The sequence below is a fragment of the Massilia scottii genome (genome assembly GCF_030846495.1).
GTDB lineage: Bacteria > Pseudomonadota > Gammaproteobacteria > Burkholderiales > Burkholderiaceae_D > Telluria_A > Telluria_A violaceinigra.
Genome location: NZ_JAVCWM010000004.1, coordinates 194,596 through 212,149 on the forward strand (window position 1 = coordinate 194,596; position 17,554 = coordinate 212,149).

The window sequence follows — 17,554 nt, forward strand, 5'->3', positions numbered from 1 at the left end:
TTGCGATTGAACCTCGCCCGGACAGGCGCATGCGCCGCCCGCCGAGGAACTTGCGTCAGGATCGGCGCGACCGGCAGCGCAGAAGCAGCCCGGCGCACAGCCCGGCAAACGTCAGCGCGATGGTGGACGGCGCTGGAATGGCGACGCCGGCCTCGACTGTCAAATCGTCGACGACGAACGAGGCGCCGCCGGCATGCGACGTGAAGGTGACGTAGGAAATGAGGCCGGCCGCATTGGCGACCTGGAGAAATTCGTTCGGACTGCTGCCCGGATCGCCGCTGCCGTCGGCGAGATTGATCGCATAGGCCGCGCTGCCGGTATCGAGCAGCGCGCCATGGATGCCGTAGGCGGACACGGTCAGGCCGCTGAGATAGGTGAAGTAACCGCCAACGCTGAACACCGGCGCCAGAAAGGTGATCGTGACCGGTCCGCCGTCGTCGAACAAGGCGCCAGCGAGGGAGCGCGGCGGGAATGCCAGTTCGTTGAGCGAGGCGCCGGCCAGCAGCACCGTGGCCTGGCTGAAGCTTAAGCCGGCATACTGGCTCGATAGCACGGTACCGTCGGCAAAGCGATCGAAGTCGTAGACCACCGGCCCCGCTATTGCCGAACCCGGTCCGGCTGCGGCGAGTAGCGCGGCAACGGCCAGCGTCCCTGTCTGTTGTTTCAGCTTGGCCATTTTGCGCCCCGACGTTGGTAACAGGTTTGGTCCGCCGGCTGGCGGCAGGATCGCTCGCCAGGCCGGGAAATCCGCTCTCCGGACTGGAGGATCAGGCACGTGATTTCAGCGCGCACTCAGGTAAATTATTTCTTCCAGAAATTCCAACATGCGCATGGATGCTATCGTTAATTTCATTTAGAAATTTGCCTTTGGACAAATCTTAGTCAGAAGGAGCTGCCTTGAACAATACGCGTTCCCGCAAGGCAGAAATCGCCGCAAATAAACAATTTCCGAAGTGACGCGTTATTCGTACGCATTCGGCATGACGGCGGCGTATCCGCATCGAACAGGCTCTACAGTCACGAAAAATCCGCCGCATGCGGCCAAGCGCAGTGGCAAGCCATCGTGCAGGGAAATCGCGTCGATATTGAACCAGACCGGATGGACGTGGTCAAACCATGTAACAAGCCGCTCGCTACCTGGGAAGGACTGCCCATGACTTGACGTGCGCGTCTTTCGCACAGGAGCGGCGGAATGGCTCGACTATTCCCGATAAGGAGGTGCACCATGGCATTCGTTATGGATAGAAAAACGCTGTTGGCAATCAACCGCCGTGCGGCCGACATGCTGCGCGAGATGGACAAGCGCGGCGACCCTTTCACATCCCCCGGGAAAGCGCCATCCCGATCATCCGGGTCCGAGGCCATTGCGGAGGACGCCGATCTGTGGCCGTCGCCGACGACCCAGTTCAGCCTTGAAGAAATACGGGAGGCGTTCAGGATTGCGAACAAAAGGCTCAACAGCCTCTACGCAAGCGAGACCATCAAGGCCCAGGCGCTGCCGGACGAGAGCGACGGATCGACATGACTACCCGCCAAAGCGTGTACAGCCTGCTGGTACCGGATCCGGGCGATACGCTTGCTGCGCTCGCTTACACGCAATACCAGCAGCATAAAGTGGAAACCTGTTCAGAGATCGAGTCGTCCACCGGACGAGCACCCACGCCGCAAGAGATGAGCGCCTTTGAACGCGCGGCGATGACGCCGATGGGAATTGCCATGTATCAGCGACGGGCGGAGACCCTGGCGAATGCACTTCTTGACGCAACGCTCGAATCGAGAAAGGCGAGGCTGGAAGCCGAATTCATGACAACGGCGATTGGTCAACAGTTGGCCACGATCCTTGCGCATCAACGTGCACGCAAAGGGCTCATCGGCTGGCTCAAGGACGTGAGCGCCAATCTGAGCGTGAATGTCCTGACGATCCTGCTCATTGCAGCGCTGGTTTTCGGCTACCGTCTCCTTGATAACTGGCTGAACCATCTGAGCACGCACACCGGTGTCAGTTCCACTGAAAAATCCGATCGGCCCGCGCTTGCCGACTGGGCCGGCGACCCTGTCATCGCCGCGTTGACCGGTACATAACGGCCCGACACTGCCCGCTGGGCAGCTTGCAGCCGGTCAGCTGTTGACGGCCCTGCCCCTCTGCCGCATCCATGCCAGCCTCGCTGTACTTACCGCTGTCTCCGCCAGCGCTGTAGAATCGCGCTCACCGGCATTTCAATAACGATAACAACACCACGTCCATGAACATCCCTGAAAAACTCCGCTCCATCAAAGCCTCGCTCTCCGAACGCAGCCGCGAACGCAAGCGTCTGCGCGGCCCCGCCGACCTGAACTACGCCATCGCCGATTCGATCGAACTGCTCGACGCCGGCGCCTGGCAAGCCCTGGCGGACCATGCCGGCTTCTTCATGTCCTTCGCCTACCTCAAGTCGCTCGAACAGGTATTGCCGCACAACCTGTCGCCGCGCTACGCCCTGATCTACAGCGGCGCCGGCGCCGAGCGCATGCCGGTCGCGGCGGTGTACATGCAGATCGCCGACCTCAACCTGGCGCAGGCGCGGCCGGACAAGAGCCAGGCTGCATCCACGCGAGCCGCCCCGCTCGACGAGTTGGCGAAAAAGACCACGCAGCGCATCCTCAGCTGCGGCAACCTGCTGACCTTCGGCCAGCACGGCATCGCCATGGCGCCCGGCGCCGATCCCAAGCTGGCCTGGCACGGCGTGGCCGAAGTGCTGTACCGGGTGCGCCAGGCCGACAAGCTGGTCGGCAAGACCCACTTCATCATGATCAAGGACTTGCACGCGCCCCATACCGATCACGCGGCGCACCTGGAACACCTGAGCTACCGGTACGTGGAAACAGAACCGAACATGGTCCTGGCGCTGCAGGACGACTGGAAGCACTACGACGACTACCTGGCCAGCCTGGCCTCCAAGTACCGCAGCGGCGTGCGCAATGCCGTCTTCAAGACCTTGGACGAGGCGGCCTGCACGCTCGAACAGTTAAGCGACCTGGACGCCGTGCGCGAGCAGATTCACGGGCTCTACAAGGAAGTGCAGGTCAACGCCGGCTTCCGCCCGTTCGAGCTGCGCCCCGAGTATTTCCCGGCGCTGCAAAAAGCGGCTGGCGAGCGCTTCCGCTGCAGCGTACTCAAGCGCGATGGGGAGATGCTCGGTTTCCTGATCTCGGTGGCCGATGGCGACACCTCGATCGCCTACCACATCGGCTTTAACCGCGCGGCGGCGGCCGACCTGCCGATTTATCTGCGGCTGCTGCACGCCGGCATCGCCGACGCCTTGTCGATGGGCTGCAAGCAAGTGTCGTTCGGCCGCACCGCGCTCGAACCGAAAGCGGCCCTGGGCGCCAAGCCGCAGACCTTCGGCATCCTGGTGCGCCACCGCCAGCCGGTGCTCAACAAGATGATCAAGCATCTGCTGCTGGGCATCGAGCATGATGACGCGCCCGAACGCAGTCCGTTCAAGAAACCGGCCAAGGTCGCCTGACCGGGCAAAACAAGCGATCATGACGACGCTGCCGGCGCGCGTCGTCGCTACGCCTCCGGCACCGCGGCCAAGGTCGCCGACGCGGCAACGATAAAAAACGTCAGCGGGTCCATCCCGACCGAGCTGTCGGCATCGATGGCAACTACGGTTTCGTCCTCGTCGACTGCCACCAGCGCGCTAACTGAAAGACGCTCGGCCACGCTGGCAAGGCGAAACGTGGGGTGGCTGAACTCGGTGGGGCAAGCGAGGTAGCAGACGCCGTGAAACGACACCTTGTGCTGCGCATGCGACAACGAGCATCCTGCCGATAAGCTCAGGGAGTAGCCGTCAAAGGACCGGATGCACCAGTCCCACCCACCGCCACGGTTGAGTTCTTGAAGGAGTTCATTCAATGTCGTTTTCCATCCATGTCAGATGCGCTATCCGGGGGGCAGCCGTGTTCATGCCCTCATCCCGTGTGCGCGGGGAGCAGACGAGCGCACCTCGCTTTTCATCGACATCGTCACACTCCGGCTGACGCTACATGAAATTACGCGTATGCAGGGCCGACAACTGCTGCGCCTCGGTTTTTGAAAACCCCAGCCGCTCCAGGCGCGACTGGCGCCCTTCGGCCATGTCCACCATCAGCTGCTGCACGCGCAGGTAGCCGGCCGCAATCGCCGCCGGCGTCAGTGCGCCCGCCGCCAGCAGGATCAGCGCGTCGAATACCTCTTCGTTCAAGCCCGAACTGGCCGCCAGCGCATCGTTGCGCGACTGGACCGCGTTGGCCAGGCGCGTGCGAAAAGCCGGCTCGCGTTCGAGCCGCGCCGCCAGGTGCGTCATGCCGAAGGCGACATGGCGCGCTTCGTCGCGCGCGGCCAGGCGCGCGATCTGGCGCGTGACCGGATCGGGCGCGTACGCATGCAAAAAATGCAGCAGGCTGACAAAGGTCCCCTCCCCCAGCACCGACAGCAAAAACTCGGCCACCGAAAAATCCTGCTCATCGAGCAGCGTCTTGAGCGAGCTTTGTCCGCCCGCCGTCGACAAGCCCGGCTCGCGGCCCTTGAGGCGCACGCGGCGCGTGAACACCTCGATGTGGCGCGCTTCGTCGGCCACCTGGATCGCCAGCACCGCCTGCACTTCGCGGTAGTGCGGGTGCACCTGTCCCAGAAAGCGCGCCGGCACCACCAGCGCCGCCACTTCATTTTCGATCATGTAGGTCAGCACCTGCACCACCGCGTCTTCGACCATGTCGGGCAAGGTGAACTCGGCTTTCCAGTCGATCGCCGTCTCCGGGTCCCACTGCGCCGCCGCGGCCTGCGCGTACAAATCGGCCGCGCGTTCGGCCCACACTTCCTCCTTTTGATCGAGGCGGAACTGCATGGCCGGCGAACCCGCCTCCACCGTCGCGCCGCGTGCCGCCAGACCCCACTGGGCCTTGGCCTGATCGGCGATGGCGCCCTCGGCGCGCGGATCAGCGTGGCCGCTGTGCAGCGCCGCGCGCCAGCGGCCGGCCGAAGCGCCGCCGCGCGTCACGCGCACCAATCTGCGCCCGTCCACCTCAAGCGCCGTGCACGGGTGCCCCTGGCTGCGGCACCAGGCGGCCAATTGCCCGTCCCAGCCCGCGCCAAGCCCGGTGACGTCCAGCGCGTCGCCCGGCGCGAGCTGCTGCAAGCCATGCTTGATCAGCAGATGGGCGCCGGCGTCGAAGCCGAGACTCTCAATATCGATAGTCGGTAGCAAGGATCTTCCCTTCCGCATCGTAAAAGCGCTCATCGTCCACCGCGCGCACCAGCGCGTCGTAGCCGCTCACGCGACCCGGCAGCCAGGTTTTCAGGCCTTCCAGTTCGAGCAGCGGGCGTACTTCCGGATCGTCCCAGCTCATGGCCAGCAGCAGTTCGCCGAAGCGTGCGATTCTCTCCGCGGGCGCGCCGGGGCTGACCGTGAAATTGCAATGGTCGAACGGCGCCGTGCGCGCCATGATCGCCGTGGCGCCGGCCGGCAGCAAGCCTTCGCGCGAGAAGGCCATGTGGTTACTGTCGATCATCCAGGCGGCGTCGATCTCGCCGGCCATCAGCGCCAGCGCCGCATCGCGTTCGCCGCCGATATGGTCGCCGTGCTTGCCGCCCAGGACGTCGAAGCGGCGCGCCGTGTAATCGCGTCCGGCCAGCATGCCGTGCTGGCGCAGCAGGTCGAGCGGAATCAGGTGCGCCTGGGGCGAGTCGATGGCGCCAAAGCCGATCGTCTTGCCCTTGAGCTGTTCCAGCGTGACCAGCGGGCCCGTACGCGTGACCAGCACCGAGGTCAGGTCGCAATCGCTGTCGCGCATGGCCAGCGCCGTCACTTCCTGGCCGCGGGCGCGCGCCATGCGCTCGGCCCGTACCCAGGCCAGCGGCGAATTCCACGCCAGCGCAATGCTGCCGTCGAACTGCGCTTCGACCTGGCGCTCGTAGTTGGAGTACAAGATGTAATCGAATTCAAAGTCGTGGCGCCGGAAGTATTCCTTGAAGCCTTCCCAGATCGTCACGACTTTCGGTGCGTAGGCCACCGCGCCCATCATCAATGGTGTGTTCATCGCGCGCCCCTTAACCGAACACCGGCATGCCGCAAACGGCCTTGCCAATGAAGTCGAACAGCACGTCGGAGGTCGGCGCCATGACCGAGGCGGCGCGCGCATCGCGGAAGTAGCGTTCGATGCCGACATCCTTGCGGAAGGCCGCGCCGCCGCACACGCGCATGGCGCTGTCGGTCACTTCCAGCGCCGCTTCGGCCGCTGCCGCCTTGACCTGCATCACGCGCAGCATGGCGTCCGGACGGTTGGCGGCCAGCGCGGCGAGCGTGTCGTCGCGCAGCGTGCGCACCATGTCGGCCTGGATGCGGGCACGCGCCAGGTAGGCGCGGATGGTCGGCAGTTCGGCCAGCGAACTGCCCAGGTGTTCGAGCTTGCTGCCGGCGGCGTGCGCGCATGCCGCTTCCAGCACGGCGTCCATCTGGCCCAGCGAGGACGAGGCGATCAGGGTCGAGAACACCGGCAGCACGGCGCCGATCATGATGTCGAAGCCGCCGCCGTCAAGGCCCAGCATGGCGGCCGGCGCGACGCGCACGCCGGTCGCGCTGATGGGTGAGGAGCGGTTGCCGCGCAAGCCCATGCCGTCGAACGCTTTCGGTTCGCTCAGGCCGGCGCTCTTGCTGTCGACCAGCCACAGGGTGCTGGCGCCTTCCAGGGCGACCGGCGCGGTCGACCACACGTACGAATCGGCTTCGCCGGCGGCGGTGACCATCGATTTGCTGCCGTCGATGACGATGCCCTCGCCGTCCTGGCGCGCCGTGCCGACCGGGGCCCAGAAGTGGCTGCGCGAGCCGTTGTCGGACCAGGCCAGGGTGCTCAGGTGGCGGCCGCAAGCGACGTCGCGGCGCACCTTCTCGCCGGCGAATTTTTCCAGCACGGTGGCGGCGCACAGGTGCATGCAGACGATCATCGCCGTCGACGGGCAGGCCTTGGCCAGGCGCTCGATCAGCTGCGCCGCCTCGGGCAAGCCGAGGCCCATGCCGCCCACGTCCTTGCTGCTGACAAGGCCGAGCAGGCCGGCCTGGCCCAGCGCATCGATGGCGGCGCGCGGAAACTGGGCATCGCGGTCGGTGGCCGGCGCGGCCGGCAGGACGATGGTGGTGACAATGGTGTCGAGTGTTTGGAGGTAAGACATGGCATCCCTGTGAAAATGGCGGATCAATGCCACCAGCAGGTCGCGGACAGGGCAAGGCAAGGGAGACTCCGGACAGGAGCCGGGCGATTGAGCACCTCGACAAGTTCTGCTCGACCTGCCTGGCGGCAGCGCTTGGAAACGGTACTTTGGCTGCGTTTGCACCTCGACCCCGCCACACGCGGGCCGTCTGACCCGGTTCAGCGTTCCAGGGAAGCTGACATCGGCGTTACGGCGGGCGGGTTCAAGACAAACACAACAGTTGCCGCAGTTTATCAGAGTCGCGCCGCGCCTGGCAGGCCCTTGCGCTCCCGGCGGCGCGCCCGGCCGCTGAAAAATCCGCTTGACTGCCTGTCACGTGTCAGATAATGTTTACAGGTGAAAGAAAATAAACCACCAATCAAAGGAGACCAGTTGCTGGCGATCCTGTCCGCACTTGCCAATCCGCACCGGCTGCGCATCCTTGCGGCCCTCGCATCGGGCGGACGCAATTACGTCAGCCAGCTTGCACGCGACATTGGCATCAGCCGGCCGCTGCTGCACCTGCATCTCCAGAAACTCGAACAAGCCGGCCTCGTTACCAGCCGCCTCGAACTGTCGCACGACGGCAAAGCGCTCAATTACTTTGAAACGGCCAGTTTCGCCGTGGCGCTGACGCCGGAAGCGATTGCCGAGGCAGTCAAGTCCCTCACCATCAACCTTGAGAAGTAGACCAATACCATGTCCGAACACGTCTTTTTGATCACCATCGGCCTGCCGCTCGCCACCGTCCTGCTCATTTTCGGCATGAAGTATTTCGCCGCCATCCAGCAGGCCAAGGCGCGCCTGGCCAGCGACGAGGCGTACCGCCAGCTCGCGGCGCAGGCAGCGGCGGCACAGACCGAGACGGCCGCCGCGCTGGCAGCGGTCAACGCCCATCTGGCGGAACTGAAAACGCGCGTGGCCGCCGTCGAGAAAATGCTGCGCGACGTGGAGTAAAGCGGCGCCGCCAGCCCGGATCAAGCACCTGCCGCACCGATCGATTGCCTGCCTCACCAGGGAGAACACCATGCCGTACCATCATCAGATTGCCATCGGCGGCAAGGATGCGCAGCGCACTGCGCGCATCGCCGGCGCGCTGTACCTCGTCATCATCGTCATCGGACTGCTGGGCGAGACGGTGATCCGCAACAGCCTGGTCGTGGCCGGCAACGCGGCCGAGACGGCCCAGCGCATCGTGGCCTCGGAATGGCTGTGGCGGGTGGGGATCGCGGGCCAGTTGTTGCTGCTGCTGTGCGCGGTTGCGATGTCGCTGACCTGGTACGTACTGCTGCGCCCGGTGAACAAACACCTGACCCTGCTGGCCATGTTCTTCGCGCTGGTGTCGCTGGCGGTCGAAAGCGTCAGCGCCCTGCAGCTGCAAGGCGCCCTGACGCCGCTGCTGTCCGGCGCCAGGCTCGGGATGGACCTGCAACAGGCGCAGGCGGCGGCTTACCTGGCCATTGTCGGGCACTCGCATGCGTTCGCGGTGGCCTTGATGTTCTTCGGGGTCGAATGCATCATCATCGGCCACCTGATCCGCAAGTCCGGCTATTTTCCGCCGCTGATCGGCGCGATGATGCAGCTTGCCGGCCTGTGCTACCTGGTCAACACCTTCATCATGGTGCTCTCGCCTGCCCTGCACGCCGCCGTGTTCCCGGCGATCCTGGTGCCATCGTTTTTCGGCGAAAGCGCGTTCTGCCTGTGCCTGCTGTTCAAGGGCATCGACATCCCGGCGTGGGAGCGCATGGCCGCGCCCTCGCCCTCACTCAATTCGCACTGACGTTTCACCACTCACCAACCCACGAGGAGCCGCACCATGAACGATATCAGCACCCTGAGACTGTCCCTGCTAAGAGCGATGTACCTGCTGCTGGTGATGGGGCTGGGCGTAACCATGTGGCCGACCATCATTGCCCCGTCGAGCGTGGCTGCCAACGCCAGCACCGTGGTGCGCTCGCTGCTCGGCGCCCTGTGCCTGCTGTCGCTGCTGGGGTTGCGCTATCCGCTGCGCATGCTGCCGCTGCTCCTGTTCGAGCTGGCCTGGAAAATCATCTGGGTTCTCGCCTTCGCCCTGCCGATGTGGATGGGGCCGGGCCTGGACGAGTATGCCGCCGAGACGCTGTTCGCCTGCGCCGCCGGCATTGTGCTGGTGGTGCTGGTGCTGCCATGGGGGCATGTTGCGCGCGAATACCTGCGGGCGCCGGGCACGCCGTGGTCGAGGGACGCGCAAGCCGGCGTGCACTGAAGACCGGTATGCGCGGCATCTTGCGCCAGTCAGGCGGCAAGATGCCGCGCCGACGCTTACAGCAGCATGCCCAGGCCTTCGGTATGGCCGAAGGCGTCGTACCACGCGGCCGCATTGCTGCCGGTGATGGCGATGCCGCCCGGATTGACTGCATACAGCTGCGCCAGGTCTCCGCCGAGCGGGCTGTCGCCGGTCTCCAGGCGAGCCTGATCGAGCTGCGCGGCGAAATGCCATGCGCCGGTTGCGGGATCGGCGCCGTACATCGCATCGAAGGCGGCGATCAGCGGCAGCATGTCGTAGAGCCCGTTCAGGGCGCCCTCTGCGCTGGCGTCAGCGAGCACCTGTAGCCGGAAGCTGTCCGGCGCCGGATTGTCGTACCAGCCGGCAAACGCCATGCCATCCGTCGCACTTGTCATGAGCACCAGGTCGCTGCCCGAGCGGGCAAGGAACATGTCCGGCGCGTGGATGCCGCCGCCCAGCGAGATGGCGGCAGCGCCGCGCGCACACAAGTGCACGGTATCGCGCCCGTCGCCCGCGTTGAAGGCGATCGTGAAATCGGCGCCCCAGGCGGTAATGTTGTCATTGCCCGCCCCCCCGATATACAGGCTCTGCCCTGCCCCTTCGATCAGGTCGTCGCCGGCGCCACCGTCGAGCAGATTATTGCCGTGCACATCCTGGAGGATATCGTTCCCATCCTGGCCGAACAGCAGGTCGGCGCCGGCGCGGCCGTGCATGGTGTCGTTGTTCTCGCCGCCGATGAGTACCTCGTAGGCGCTGCCTTCCTCCACGAACTCGCCCGTCCACATGGTGTGCACAAAGTCATTCTCCGGCAGGAACCAGTACGGGGTACTGCCATCGTCGCCGCTCAGGATCATGGCTTCCATGTCGAAGTCGGCCGATACGTGCGACAGGGTGGCAAAGGCGGCGGACACGTCGTCGTTCAGGTCCATGTCCCAAAGTACGAACATGCAGTAATCGGGGTCGCCTGCATACAGGGCGTCGAGAGGGCTGCGTACGGTGGTGGTCATGAGTTCTCCAGAAAAGGGCGACGCTGGGTCGCGGGCAGCCGGGCCGGCCGGCACCCGGCATCAGCTTGACACCCGATAAATATAACTTTTTCTGTGGAAACTTTATGAACGCAGGTCACTGATGCGATGCAGGAATATTGATTCTAGACAATTCGAGCCGGTGACGACTGCCCGGGTAGTGCGGGTGGCAGTGCAGGACACACTATTTTTTGAAGATGTCCGTGTAAAAACCGCTGGCCTGCAGCACCACCGTCACCGGTTCGTCGTTGGTGTTCTTCCAGTACCAGCCATGCACGCCCGTGAATGGCGCGATCAGGGCGCCGCTGGATTGGCTGACCTCTTTCTCCAGGATGAAACTTTCGAACTCGTCGCCCTTGGCATTGACCGGCTCGCCATGAAAGTCATGGTTGAGCACTTCGCCTTTCGTCGTTTTCCAGGAAAAGACCAGCGTCGCGCCTTTCGCAAGGTGGGTCTTCACCTCCACGCCTTTGCCTGGGGCCAGGGTGATCTCTTGCGTGTCGGCCCGGTAGGCAACCGTCTGCTTCGACGCGATGGTGAGGGCGCGCACTTCACCCGGGGCCGAGACCGTCGATCCTGTTGGCGCTGGCGTTACAACGGCCGTGGCCGCCGCAGGTTCGCCCGCGGACGGCGCTGTGCTGTGCAGCTTGGTCAGGCCGAGCGCCTTTCCCGCGCCAGTCGGATCAATCCCGTACTCGGCAGGCAGGACGGCGACGGTGAGCAGCACGGCGGCCACCGCCGCGGCGATGAGGCAGCCGCGCAAGAGTTCTTTTTTGGGCGCGACAACGCCGGCGTTCGATGAAGGCAGGGACATGGACTTTCCTATTGACTGATATAGCCGGTGAACTGGAGGCCGGCCAGGACAAAGCCGGCGCTCATGAGCGCAAAATTGCCGGTCAAGGCATGCCGGGCGAAACTGGCGGTGGTGCGCCAGTAGCGCACCAGGATCAGGATCATGCCGAGCGCGAGCAGCTGGCCGAGCTCCACGCCGAGGTTGAACGCGATCATGTTCGGCACCAGGCCGTCGGGCGACAGGGAGAAATCCTGCAGCTTGGTCGCCAGTCCCAGGCCGTGGAAGAAACCGAAGATCAGCACCGCCGCCTTTTTGTTCGGCTGAAACCCGGACACGGTCTTGAAGCCGCCCAGGTTGTCGAAGGCGCGGTAGACGATCGACAGGCCGATGATGGCGTCGACCAGATAGGCGTTGATATGCCAGCCGTTGAGCACCCCAAGCAGCAAGGTGGTGCTGTGGCCGAGCGCGAACAGGGTCACGTACACGCCGATATCCTTCATCCGGTACAGGAAGAAGATCACGCCGCACAGGAACAGCAGATGGTCGTAGCCGGTCACCATGTGCTTGGCGCCCAGGTACAGATAGGGCAGGAAGTGCACGCCGGTGGCGCCCTGCAGGAAACTCTGGTCCGACTCGGAGACGCCGTGGGCGAATGCTCCGGCCGTCACAAGGCACAGCAGCATGCCCAACAGCCATGCGCGGGCGGCGTCGCCCGAACCATTTATCAACATACGCTATGTTCCTGATTGTCTGAAAACGCTTGCCGCCCTTTCAAGGGGCGGCTTGCCATGCGAAATCGCACGGCCACGCGATGGATCGGCTGCGCCAGCAACATGCCGCCGGCGCGCGCACGACCGATGCCGCGGTCACCCGCGATGGCAGCCGCAGCGATGCTGGCTGTTCAGTCTTTTTTCTTCATCAGCCCCGCCAGGGCGGCGAACGGGTTGTGCGTGGCCGGCGCCACCTCGGCCGACAGCAGCCCGGCGCCGCGGTCCGCTTCCAGGTAGCGCGAGTGCTCGTTGTCGTGGCAGTACAGGCACAGCAGCTCCCAGTTGCTGCCATCGGGCGGATTGTTGTCGTGGTTGTGGTCGCGATGGTGCACCGTCAGCTGCGACACGTTCGCATTGGTGAACTCGCGCATGCAGCGCCCGCATATCCAGGGATACATTTTCAGGGAACGCGCCCGGTAGCCGGATTCGCGCGTTTCCGCAGCCTTGCGGGCATCGGCCACGATCTTGTCGAGACGGGCGGCGTCGGGTTTTTTAGGCAGTGTCATGCACGTTGCTTTCTATCACGTTGCCGCATGGCGCGGCAGAAAGCGGATTGTCGCAGAGTTTGTGGTGCTGGTCGAGTGATGCCGCACCCGGCAAGCGGCGTCAACGCCGAAACGCCGGCCGAACGCACGAGCAATTGAAAAACACCCGTTCTGTGGCCGCGACCAGACATAATTTTCCCTGATTTAGCTGGCCGGCCACGCTCCCGGCTCCACGTGGCCAGCCCATCAACCGGCGCGGCTTCCTCTCCAAAACAGATATGGCCTGTCCTGCTTGCCATGCAAGTGGTATGGGAAGAGGCGCAATCCTGATGGCCCGCTCATGCTGCGAACGGAAAAACGCACAGGCCCAAGTGGTCTTGTCGGGATGCGCTTGCACGGGCAAATCATCGTTGCCGTCGCCGGATTTTACCTCGCCAATAATCGATTCCGTCGCGCCATGTGTTCTTACCAGTCCTCAAGTTACATTACGTTTCACATCTGTTGACCTCGCTTTAATACGCGGTAATACTGCGACAACCCTGACGATCTGTTCAAGATCACGTCCATCAACCCAACACACGTCCTGAGTGAAATGTTCGCCTCCAGCGATATTTCAAAGGCCAAACAACCATCCGATTTGGAAGCGCTCCCACGACAGGCACCGACTGCAACACCGAACAGCTTACCCAACGTCCTCCCGGTGTGCCCGCCCGTCCGGGCGGGGCACACCGGGTTTTCGCAGGAACTGGCCCCGGCCGGCTCCGACCAATGCGCACCGCGCATCCAACCACAAAGGCCGCCGTCATGCATCATCGTCCAGCGCAGGCAACGGCCACTTTCCACGAGGTGACCGCACCATGAAAAAACTGCTTCAATTCCTCTCGCTCGGCATGCTCGGCATCGGTTTGCTGAGCGGCTGCGGCGGCTCGTCGTCCGGCAGCGACGCGACACCGCAGCCCACGATCTCCGCCACCACCACGGTGCGCTCGAACGCCATCGGCACGCCCAAGTCCGCCACGCTGGCGCCGACCCTGGCCTCCTCCTCGGCGCCCTCGACCACCGAATGGACGTTCTGCGCCAACGAGAACGGCGAGTGCATCTTCACCGGCAACCAGACCGTGCGCTACGGCGCCGGTTCCAGCTTCACCAGCAAGAAATTCGACTGGGCCGCCAGCTGCAACAACGCCACCTTCGGCACCGATCCGGCGCCGGGCGTGGCCAAGCACTGCGAAATCACCAGCAGCTTCACCTTCTGCGCCAACGAAAACGGCCAGTGCGGCTTCGGCGATACGCAGACCGTGCGCTTTGGCGCCGGCAACACCTACGTCACGCAAACCGTGACCGGCGGAGCGGCCTGCACCACCGGCGTGTTCGGCGACCCGCTGCCGGGCAGCGCCAAGCACTGCGACCGCGCGCCCACCAGCTGGACCCGCTGCGCCTATGAGAACGGCCGCTGCACCTTCAGCGGCACGCAGGTGCTGCTGTACGGCGCCAACGGCAGCTTCGTCACCAAAACCCTCAGCAACGGCGCCGACTGCAACAGCGGCGTGTTCGGCGATCCGATTCCCGGCGTCCCCAAACGCTGCTACCTGCCGGGCGTGCCGATGCCGTCCGGCGCCACGCCGCCGCCAACCGATCCGGGCACCTGGAACCAGCTGACCACCTTCAAGCTGGTCAACGGCACGCGCGGGCACTATGCCGACAGCCAGGTCTACTGGGCCATCATCGGCAAGGACTGGAACAGCGGCAAATACGTCCACGTCGATGCGGGCGGGCGCTTCATTCCCATGGCGCTGAGCGACAACGGCGCGCTGAACAAGAACGGCAAGCCGTACACCAACTACTTCCACACCCTGGCCCAGCTCAAGTCGATCACCATCCCGCCGCTCAATTCGGCGCGCCTGTTCCTCAGCGTCGGCAGCCCGATGTACCTGCAAGTCAATGCCGACGCCAACGGCAACCTCGGCTACGCCGGCGCGAATATCGAAAATCCGTCCGATCCCAACATCGACGTCTACTTCGACTTCGTCGAAATGTCCATCGGCGCCAAGGACGGCTTCTTCGGCAACACAACCCGGGTCGACCACTTCGGCTTCCCCCTCACCTTGCGCCTGCAGGGCCTGGGCGGCTACGACCAGACCGTGGGCGAAACCGAAACGCGCGCCTCGCTGATGGCGCAATTCGTCGCCAGCGTCCCGGCCCAGTTCAAGGGCCTGGCCCAGGCGCCGTACGCGCCCTACCGCATCATCGCCCCGGCCCACGCCAGCTTCCAGAACAGCGGCGCCAACGCCAGCTACCTGGACGGTTACATCAACCATATCTGGAACAAGTACAGCAGCCAGAAACTGGTCTTCACCAACCAGCAGGGTACCTTCAGCGGCCAGGTGGTGAACGGCGTATTCCAGTTCACCGACGGTGCCGGCACCTACAGGGTGCGCAAGCCCACCACCGCCATGGCACTGCTCGGCAATGGCGCCCTGGACGACCCCAGCGGCACGGTCGGCGGTACGCCCGCCTACCACAAGCAGTTGCAGATCCAGGCGCAGCTGTGCGCGGCCCTCAACCGCCATGTGGTGGAAAACCCGGCGCGCTGGTCCGACGCGGCGTATTTCTACCCGGCGGGCCAGCCAGCCAACTGGTACGCCAAGTTCTGGCATGACCACAGCATCAACAAGCTGGCCTACGGCTTCGCCTACGACGACGTGTGGAACTACAGCTCGTCGGTGCATTCCACCGCGCCAACCACCGCCACGGTGACCATCGGCTGGTAATGCAGCCCGGGGCCGCCGCTGGCGGCCCCTTCTCATTTTTCAACGGGAGTCGAGATGAAGAAACTACTGAAATACCTGGGCATGGCCGCCATCGGCGGCGCCATCATCAGCGGATGCGGCGGCGCATCGTCCGATGGCGCACCCACCGCCGCCAGCCCCACGCGGATGAACGCCGCCGTCACGGCGGAGCCATTGCTGCCGCTGGCGGCGTCCGTCGCGCCCGGCGCCACCAGCAGTGCCGCAATCGACGGGCTTGGCACGGACTCGGGATCGTCGGCCGCGCTCGCGCCGTGCACCGCCGTCACCTGGCGCGCCGGCGTCAATTACCCGCTCGGGACAGTCGTGCTGTACACACCGAACGGGCTGTACTACAAGGTGGTGCAAGTCGCCGGCAACGGCAGCGATGGCACCACGCCGACCATCAGCACCTGGTACTGGGCGCAAACGACCTGCGCGCTGCCAGCGGCGAAGAAAATCGTCGGCGGCTACTATCCGAACTGGACGCCCTCCCCGGTGCGCATCCGCGACGTCAACGCACGCTACAACCTGATCTACCTGTTCCACGCGGTGCCGGTGGGCGGCTCGCCGGGCACCACCGGTGCGGTCACCTTCAGCGCACCGGGCAACGGACGCGGTGCGGCCACCAATCTGAACGCCGACATCCAGTACGCACGCAGCACCCAGGGCCGCAAGATCATCCTGTCGGTGGGCGGCGCGGGCAATGGCATGAGTTTTCCGAACCGAACCAAATCGCAGACGTTCGTGAACAGCATCGCCTCGATCTACTCGCAGCTGGGCGGCATCGACGGCATGGACTGGAATACCTTCGAAGCGGACCAGCGGCCCGATACCGCTGAAATGATCTGGATCAGCCTGGAACTGAAGAAGCGCTACCCGGGCTTCATCATTTCCGCGCCACCGGCACCGTGGAACGCGATCGACAAGGAATTTTGCCGTGCGATGGTCGCTGCCGGTGCGATGGATTACGCCGCGCCGCAGTATTACGACGGGCCTGGCCTGAACGATCCAGCCTATGTGGCCGAAAACGTCAAACAGTGGGTCAGCTTGCTCGGCGCGAACCGGGTGGTGGTCGGCTTCGGTATCAGCAACGCGGCCAATTACATGAGCCGGGAGCAGGCGGTCAGCGCGTGGAACCAGGTCAAGGCCAACCATCCGGACATCCGCGGTGGCTTCAACTGGCAGATTCACACCGATGAAGAACAGGGCTGGCCGTTCGCCAACAGCGTTGCACCGCTGATTAACCCGTAACAGGCAAGGCTGCCGGTCCCTGTTGGCGAGACCGGCAGCGCTTATTGTTGAGCGACAGGCGGGCGCGTCATATCGACCCGCGACAGCCACCAAGCGCCACGCTGGAACGTGTAGTCGAACGGACCGCTGCGCACCACACTATCTTCCTTGGGCGCACCCGCGCCTTGCTTGCCGGCGGCGATTGTCGGCAAGCCTTTTTGGGCCGCTCCGGCCTTGAACCAGGTATCGTGCAAGGTCTTTACCAGCGCAGGCAAGCGCGCATCGTCTTGCGCGTACGGCACGCATGCGCCCGGCTTGACGCACACCGTCACAGGAAACGCGACAAAGCGCGCGAAGCGGTCCGCCTGCTGCTCTCCCACATAGATGTTGACCCAGCCCGAGGCATCGGCAACGTCGCGCGCAGCCTTGGAAATCGCTACGATCTCGTGCAGAATACCCTGGCGCATGCTGTTCCTGGGCGCCTGCGCGCCCTTGACCGGATACAGCACATCATCGACCCGCCACTGGCCGCCTTCCCGCACCAGCACATAGCGCATCGTCGTGCGCTGCGAACGGGCGTCCTTGGGGAATATCTTGAACGCCACATCGACCGCGTTCGCCCCCACCGGCCTGGCCGTGAAGCCGGACGACGCCAGCGTCAATTGCGGATCGCGGTCCTGGGCATCCAGAAACATGTCGCCCCCGGCGCCATAGCCGCACATATCGTCCCCGCGCGCCACTTTTCGGCATGCGAAGTCGTTTTCCGCCAGCAGCTTGCGCGCGCCAGCCGAATAGAAGGCGCCGCTGTCCAGATAACGTTTCCGTGCCGCCGCCTCATCGGCGAAGTAGTCGCGGTAAAACGCCGTGACCAGTGCGACCGGCGAGCTTGCCGCCGGCACGGTGGCGGCCGGCGCGGCCAGCACGCCGGCGCTGTGGACAAGTCCTGCACACAGCGCCGCCGCAAGAACCAGGTTCTTGTGCTCTGGCAT

Annotated in this window: 19 protein-coding genes; 9 read left to right on the forward strand and 10 right to left on the reverse strand. The window is 64.4% G+C overall.

All coding sequences use genetic code 11. From position 1 onward, the window contains the following. Window positions 1–55: 55 nt before the first annotated feature. Window positions 56–676, reverse strand: coding sequence for a PEP-CTERM sorting domain-containing protein (locus tag RBA41_RS06945; protein WP_306622399.1), 621 nt, complete (start codon window positions 674–676; stop codon window positions 56–58). A gap of 549 nt (window positions 677–1,225) precedes the next feature. Between RBA41_RS06945 and RBA41_RS06950 the strand changes: the two genes are divergently transcribed. The 3 genes from RBA41_RS06950 (at window position 1,226) to RBA41_RS06960 (ending at window position 3,506) form a co-directional block, all read left to right on the forward strand. Further along, window positions 1,226–1,525 (forward strand): hypothetical protein, encoded by a 300-nt coding sequence (locus tag RBA41_RS06950; RefSeq protein ID WP_306622401.1) that lies wholly within the window; start codon window positions 1,226–1,228, stop codon window positions 1,523–1,525. Continuing rightward, window positions 1,522–2,082: a hypothetical protein gene (locus tag RBA41_RS06955; RefSeq protein ID WP_306622403.1), complete on the forward strand. Its 561-nt coding sequence runs from the start codon at window positions 1,522–1,524 to the stop codon at window positions 2,080–2,082. Before RBA41_RS06950 ends, RBA41_RS06955 begins: the two co-directional genes overlap by 4 nt. A gap of 161 nt (window positions 2,083–2,243) precedes the next feature. After that, window positions 2,244–3,506 (forward strand): GNAT family N-acetyltransferase, encoded by a 1,263-nt coding sequence (locus RBA41_RS06960; RefSeq protein ID WP_306622405.1) that lies wholly within the window; start codon window positions 2,244–2,246, stop codon window positions 3,504–3,506. A gap of 47 nt (window positions 3,507–3,553) precedes the next feature. On the opposite strand, the gene RBA41_RS06965 is transcribed toward RBA41_RS06960, so the two are convergent. The 4 genes from RBA41_RS06965 to RBA41_RS06980 all read right to left on the reverse strand — a co-directional run bounded on the left by RBA41_RS06965 (window position 3,554) and on the right by RBA41_RS06980 (window position 7,189). Beyond that, complete coding sequence (locus RBA41_RS06965) at window positions 3,554–3,898, reverse strand: hypothetical protein (RefSeq protein WP_306622407.1); 345 nt, start codon at window positions 3,896–3,898, stop codon at window positions 3,554–3,556. A 127-nt stretch (window positions 3,899–4,025) separates the two neighbouring features. After that, window positions 4,026–5,228, reverse strand: a complete 1,203-nt coding sequence (locus tag RBA41_RS06970) for a ferritin-like domain-containing protein (RefSeq protein WP_306622409.1) — start codon at window positions 5,226–5,228, stop codon at window positions 4,026–4,028. After that, window positions 5,206–6,060, reverse strand: a complete 855-nt coding sequence (locus RBA41_RS06975; protein ID WP_306622411.1) for a phosphate/phosphite/phosphonate ABC transporter substrate-binding protein — start codon at window positions 6,058–6,060, stop codon at window positions 5,206–5,208. The genes RBA41_RS06970 and RBA41_RS06975 overlap by 23 nt, the downstream gene beginning before the upstream one ends. A 10-nt stretch (window positions 6,061–6,070) precedes the next feature. After that, entirely contained in the window at window positions 6,071–7,189 is a 1,119-nt protein-coding gene (locus RBA41_RS06980) for an acyl-CoA dehydrogenase family protein (RefSeq protein ID WP_306622413.1), read from the reverse strand. A 411-nt stretch (window positions 7,190–7,600) separates the two neighbouring features. Between RBA41_RS06980 and RBA41_RS06985 the strand changes: the two genes are divergently transcribed. From RBA41_RS06985 to RBA41_RS07000, 4 genes are all read left to right on the forward strand, one after another. Next, window positions 7,601–7,897 carry an ArsR/SmtB family transcription factor gene (locus tag RBA41_RS06985; protein WP_306622415.1) on the forward strand — a complete coding sequence of 99 codons (297 nt, stop codon included), beginning with the start codon at window positions 7,601–7,603 and terminating at the stop codon, window positions 7,895–7,897. Window positions 7,898–7,906: 9 nt separating this feature from the next. Further along, window positions 7,907–8,164 carry a hypothetical protein gene (locus RBA41_RS06990; RefSeq protein ID WP_306622417.1) on the forward strand — a complete coding sequence of 86 codons (258 nt, stop codon included), beginning with the start codon at window positions 7,907–7,909 and terminating at the stop codon, window positions 8,162–8,164. 70 nt (window positions 8,165–8,234) lie between these two features. Continuing rightward, window positions 8,235–8,987 (forward strand): DUF4386 domain-containing protein, encoded by a 753-nt coding sequence (locus RBA41_RS06995; protein WP_306622419.1) that lies wholly within the window; start codon window positions 8,235–8,237, stop codon window positions 8,985–8,987. Between the two features lie 36 nt (window positions 8,988–9,023). Continuing rightward, window positions 9,024–9,452, forward strand: a complete 429-nt coding sequence (locus RBA41_RS07000; protein ID WP_306622420.1) for a hypothetical protein — start codon at window positions 9,024–9,026, stop codon at window positions 9,450–9,452. A gap of 56 nt (window positions 9,453–9,508) precedes the next feature. Here RBA41_RS07000 and RBA41_RS07005 read toward each other — a convergent pair whose 3' ends face one another. From RBA41_RS07005 to RBA41_RS07020, 4 genes are all read right to left on the reverse strand, one after another. Beyond that, window positions 9,509–10,480, reverse strand: a complete 972-nt coding sequence (locus RBA41_RS07005; protein ID WP_306622423.1) for a calcium-binding protein — start codon at window positions 10,478–10,480, stop codon at window positions 9,509–9,511. Between the two features lie 202 nt (window positions 10,481–10,682). Continuing rightward, window positions 10,683–11,312: a transmembrane anchor protein gene (locus RBA41_RS07010; RefSeq protein ID WP_306622425.1), complete on the reverse strand. Its 630-nt coding sequence runs from the start codon at window positions 11,310–11,312 to the stop codon at window positions 10,683–10,685. 8 nt (window positions 11,313–11,320) lie between these two features. Further along, window positions 11,321–12,022 (reverse strand): HupE/UreJ family protein, encoded by a 702-nt coding sequence (locus tag RBA41_RS07015; protein WP_306622426.1) that lies wholly within the window; start codon window positions 12,020–12,022, stop codon window positions 11,321–11,323. 170 nt (window positions 12,023–12,192) lie between these two features. Next, a complete protein-coding gene (locus RBA41_RS07020) occupies window positions 12,193–12,567 on the reverse strand; it encodes a YajD family HNH nuclease (protein ID WP_099880086.1) in 375 nt (124 codons plus the stop codon). Window positions 12,568–13,403: 836 nt separating this feature from the next. On the opposite strand from RBA41_RS07020, the gene RBA41_RS07025 reads away from it, so the two are divergent. Both RBA41_RS07025 and RBA41_RS07030 read left to right on the forward strand, forming a co-directional pair. Continuing rightward, window positions 13,404–15,317 carry a glycoside hydrolase family 64 protein gene (locus tag RBA41_RS07025; protein WP_306622427.1) on the forward strand — a complete coding sequence of 638 codons (1,914 nt, stop codon included), beginning with the start codon at window positions 13,404–13,406 and terminating at the stop codon, window positions 15,315–15,317. Window positions 15,318–15,371: 54 nt separating this feature from the next. After that, entirely contained in the window at window positions 15,372–16,586 is a 1,215-nt protein-coding gene (locus RBA41_RS07030; RefSeq protein WP_306622428.1) for a glycoside hydrolase family 18 protein, read from the forward strand. Between the two features lie 41 nt (window positions 16,587–16,627). Here RBA41_RS07030 and RBA41_RS07035 read toward each other — a convergent pair whose 3' ends face one another. Continuing rightward, window positions 16,628–17,554 carry a YqhG/Tai3 family protein gene (locus RBA41_RS07035; RefSeq protein WP_306622429.1) on the reverse strand — a complete coding sequence of 309 codons (927 nt, stop codon included), beginning with the start codon at window positions 17,552–17,554 and terminating at the stop codon, window positions 16,628–16,630.

Coding starts and splice junctions, on each gene's coding strand:
- RBA41_RS06995 (WP_306622419.1), top strand. CDS start 8,235: ATGCCGTACCATCATCAGATTGCCATCGGCGGCAAGGATGCGCAGCGC.
- RBA41_RS06975 (WP_306622411.1), bottom strand. CDS start 6,060: ATGAACACACCATTGATGATGGGCGCGGTGGCCTACGCACCGAAAGTC.
- RBA41_RS07020 (WP_099880086.1), bottom strand. CDS start 12,567: ATGACACTGCCTAAAAAACCCGACGCCGCCCGTCTCGACAAGATCGTG.
- RBA41_RS07030 (WP_306622428.1), top strand. CDS start 15,372: ATGAAGAAACTACTGAAATACCTGGGCATGGCCGCCATCGGCGGCGCC.
- RBA41_RS07010 (WP_306622425.1), bottom strand. CDS start 11,312: ATGTCCCTGCCTTCATCGAACGCCGGCGTTGTCGCGCCCAAAAAAGAA.
- RBA41_RS07005 (WP_306622423.1), bottom strand. CDS start 10,480: ATGACCACCACCGTACGCAGCCCTCTCGACGCCCTGTATGCAGGCGAC.
- RBA41_RS07000 (WP_306622420.1), top strand. CDS start 9,024: ATGAACGATATCAGCACCCTGAGACTGTCCCTGCTAAGAGCGATGTAC.
- RBA41_RS07035 (WP_306622429.1), bottom strand. CDS start 17,554: ATGCCAGAGCACAAGAACCTGGTTCTTGCGGCGGCGCTGTGTGCAGGA.
- RBA41_RS07015 (WP_306622426.1), bottom strand. CDS start 12,022: ATGTTGATAAATGGTTCGGGCGACGCCGCCCGCGCATGGCTGTTGGGC.
- RBA41_RS07025 (WP_306622427.1), top strand. CDS start 13,404: ATGAAAAAACTGCTTCAATTCCTCTCGCTCGGCATGCTCGGCATCGGT.
- RBA41_RS06960 (WP_306622405.1), top strand. CDS start 2,244: ATGAACATCCCTGAAAAACTCCGCTCCATCAAAGCCTCGCTCTCCGAA.
- RBA41_RS06955 (WP_306622403.1), top strand. CDS start 1,522: ATGACTACCCGCCAAAGCGTGTACAGCCTGCTGGTACCGGATCCGGGC.
- RBA41_RS06980 (WP_306622413.1), bottom strand. CDS start 7,189: ATGTCTTACCTCCAAACACTCGACACCATTGTCACCACCATCGTCCTG.
- RBA41_RS06945 (WP_306622399.1), bottom strand. CDS start 676: ATGGCCAAGCTGAAACAACAGACAGGGACGCTGGCCGTTGCCGCGCTA.
- RBA41_RS06950 (WP_306622401.1), top strand. CDS start 1,226: ATGGCATTCGTTATGGATAGAAAAACGCTGTTGGCAATCAACCGCCGT.
- RBA41_RS06990 (WP_306622417.1), top strand. CDS start 7,907: ATGTCCGAACACGTCTTTTTGATCACCATCGGCCTGCCGCTCGCCACC.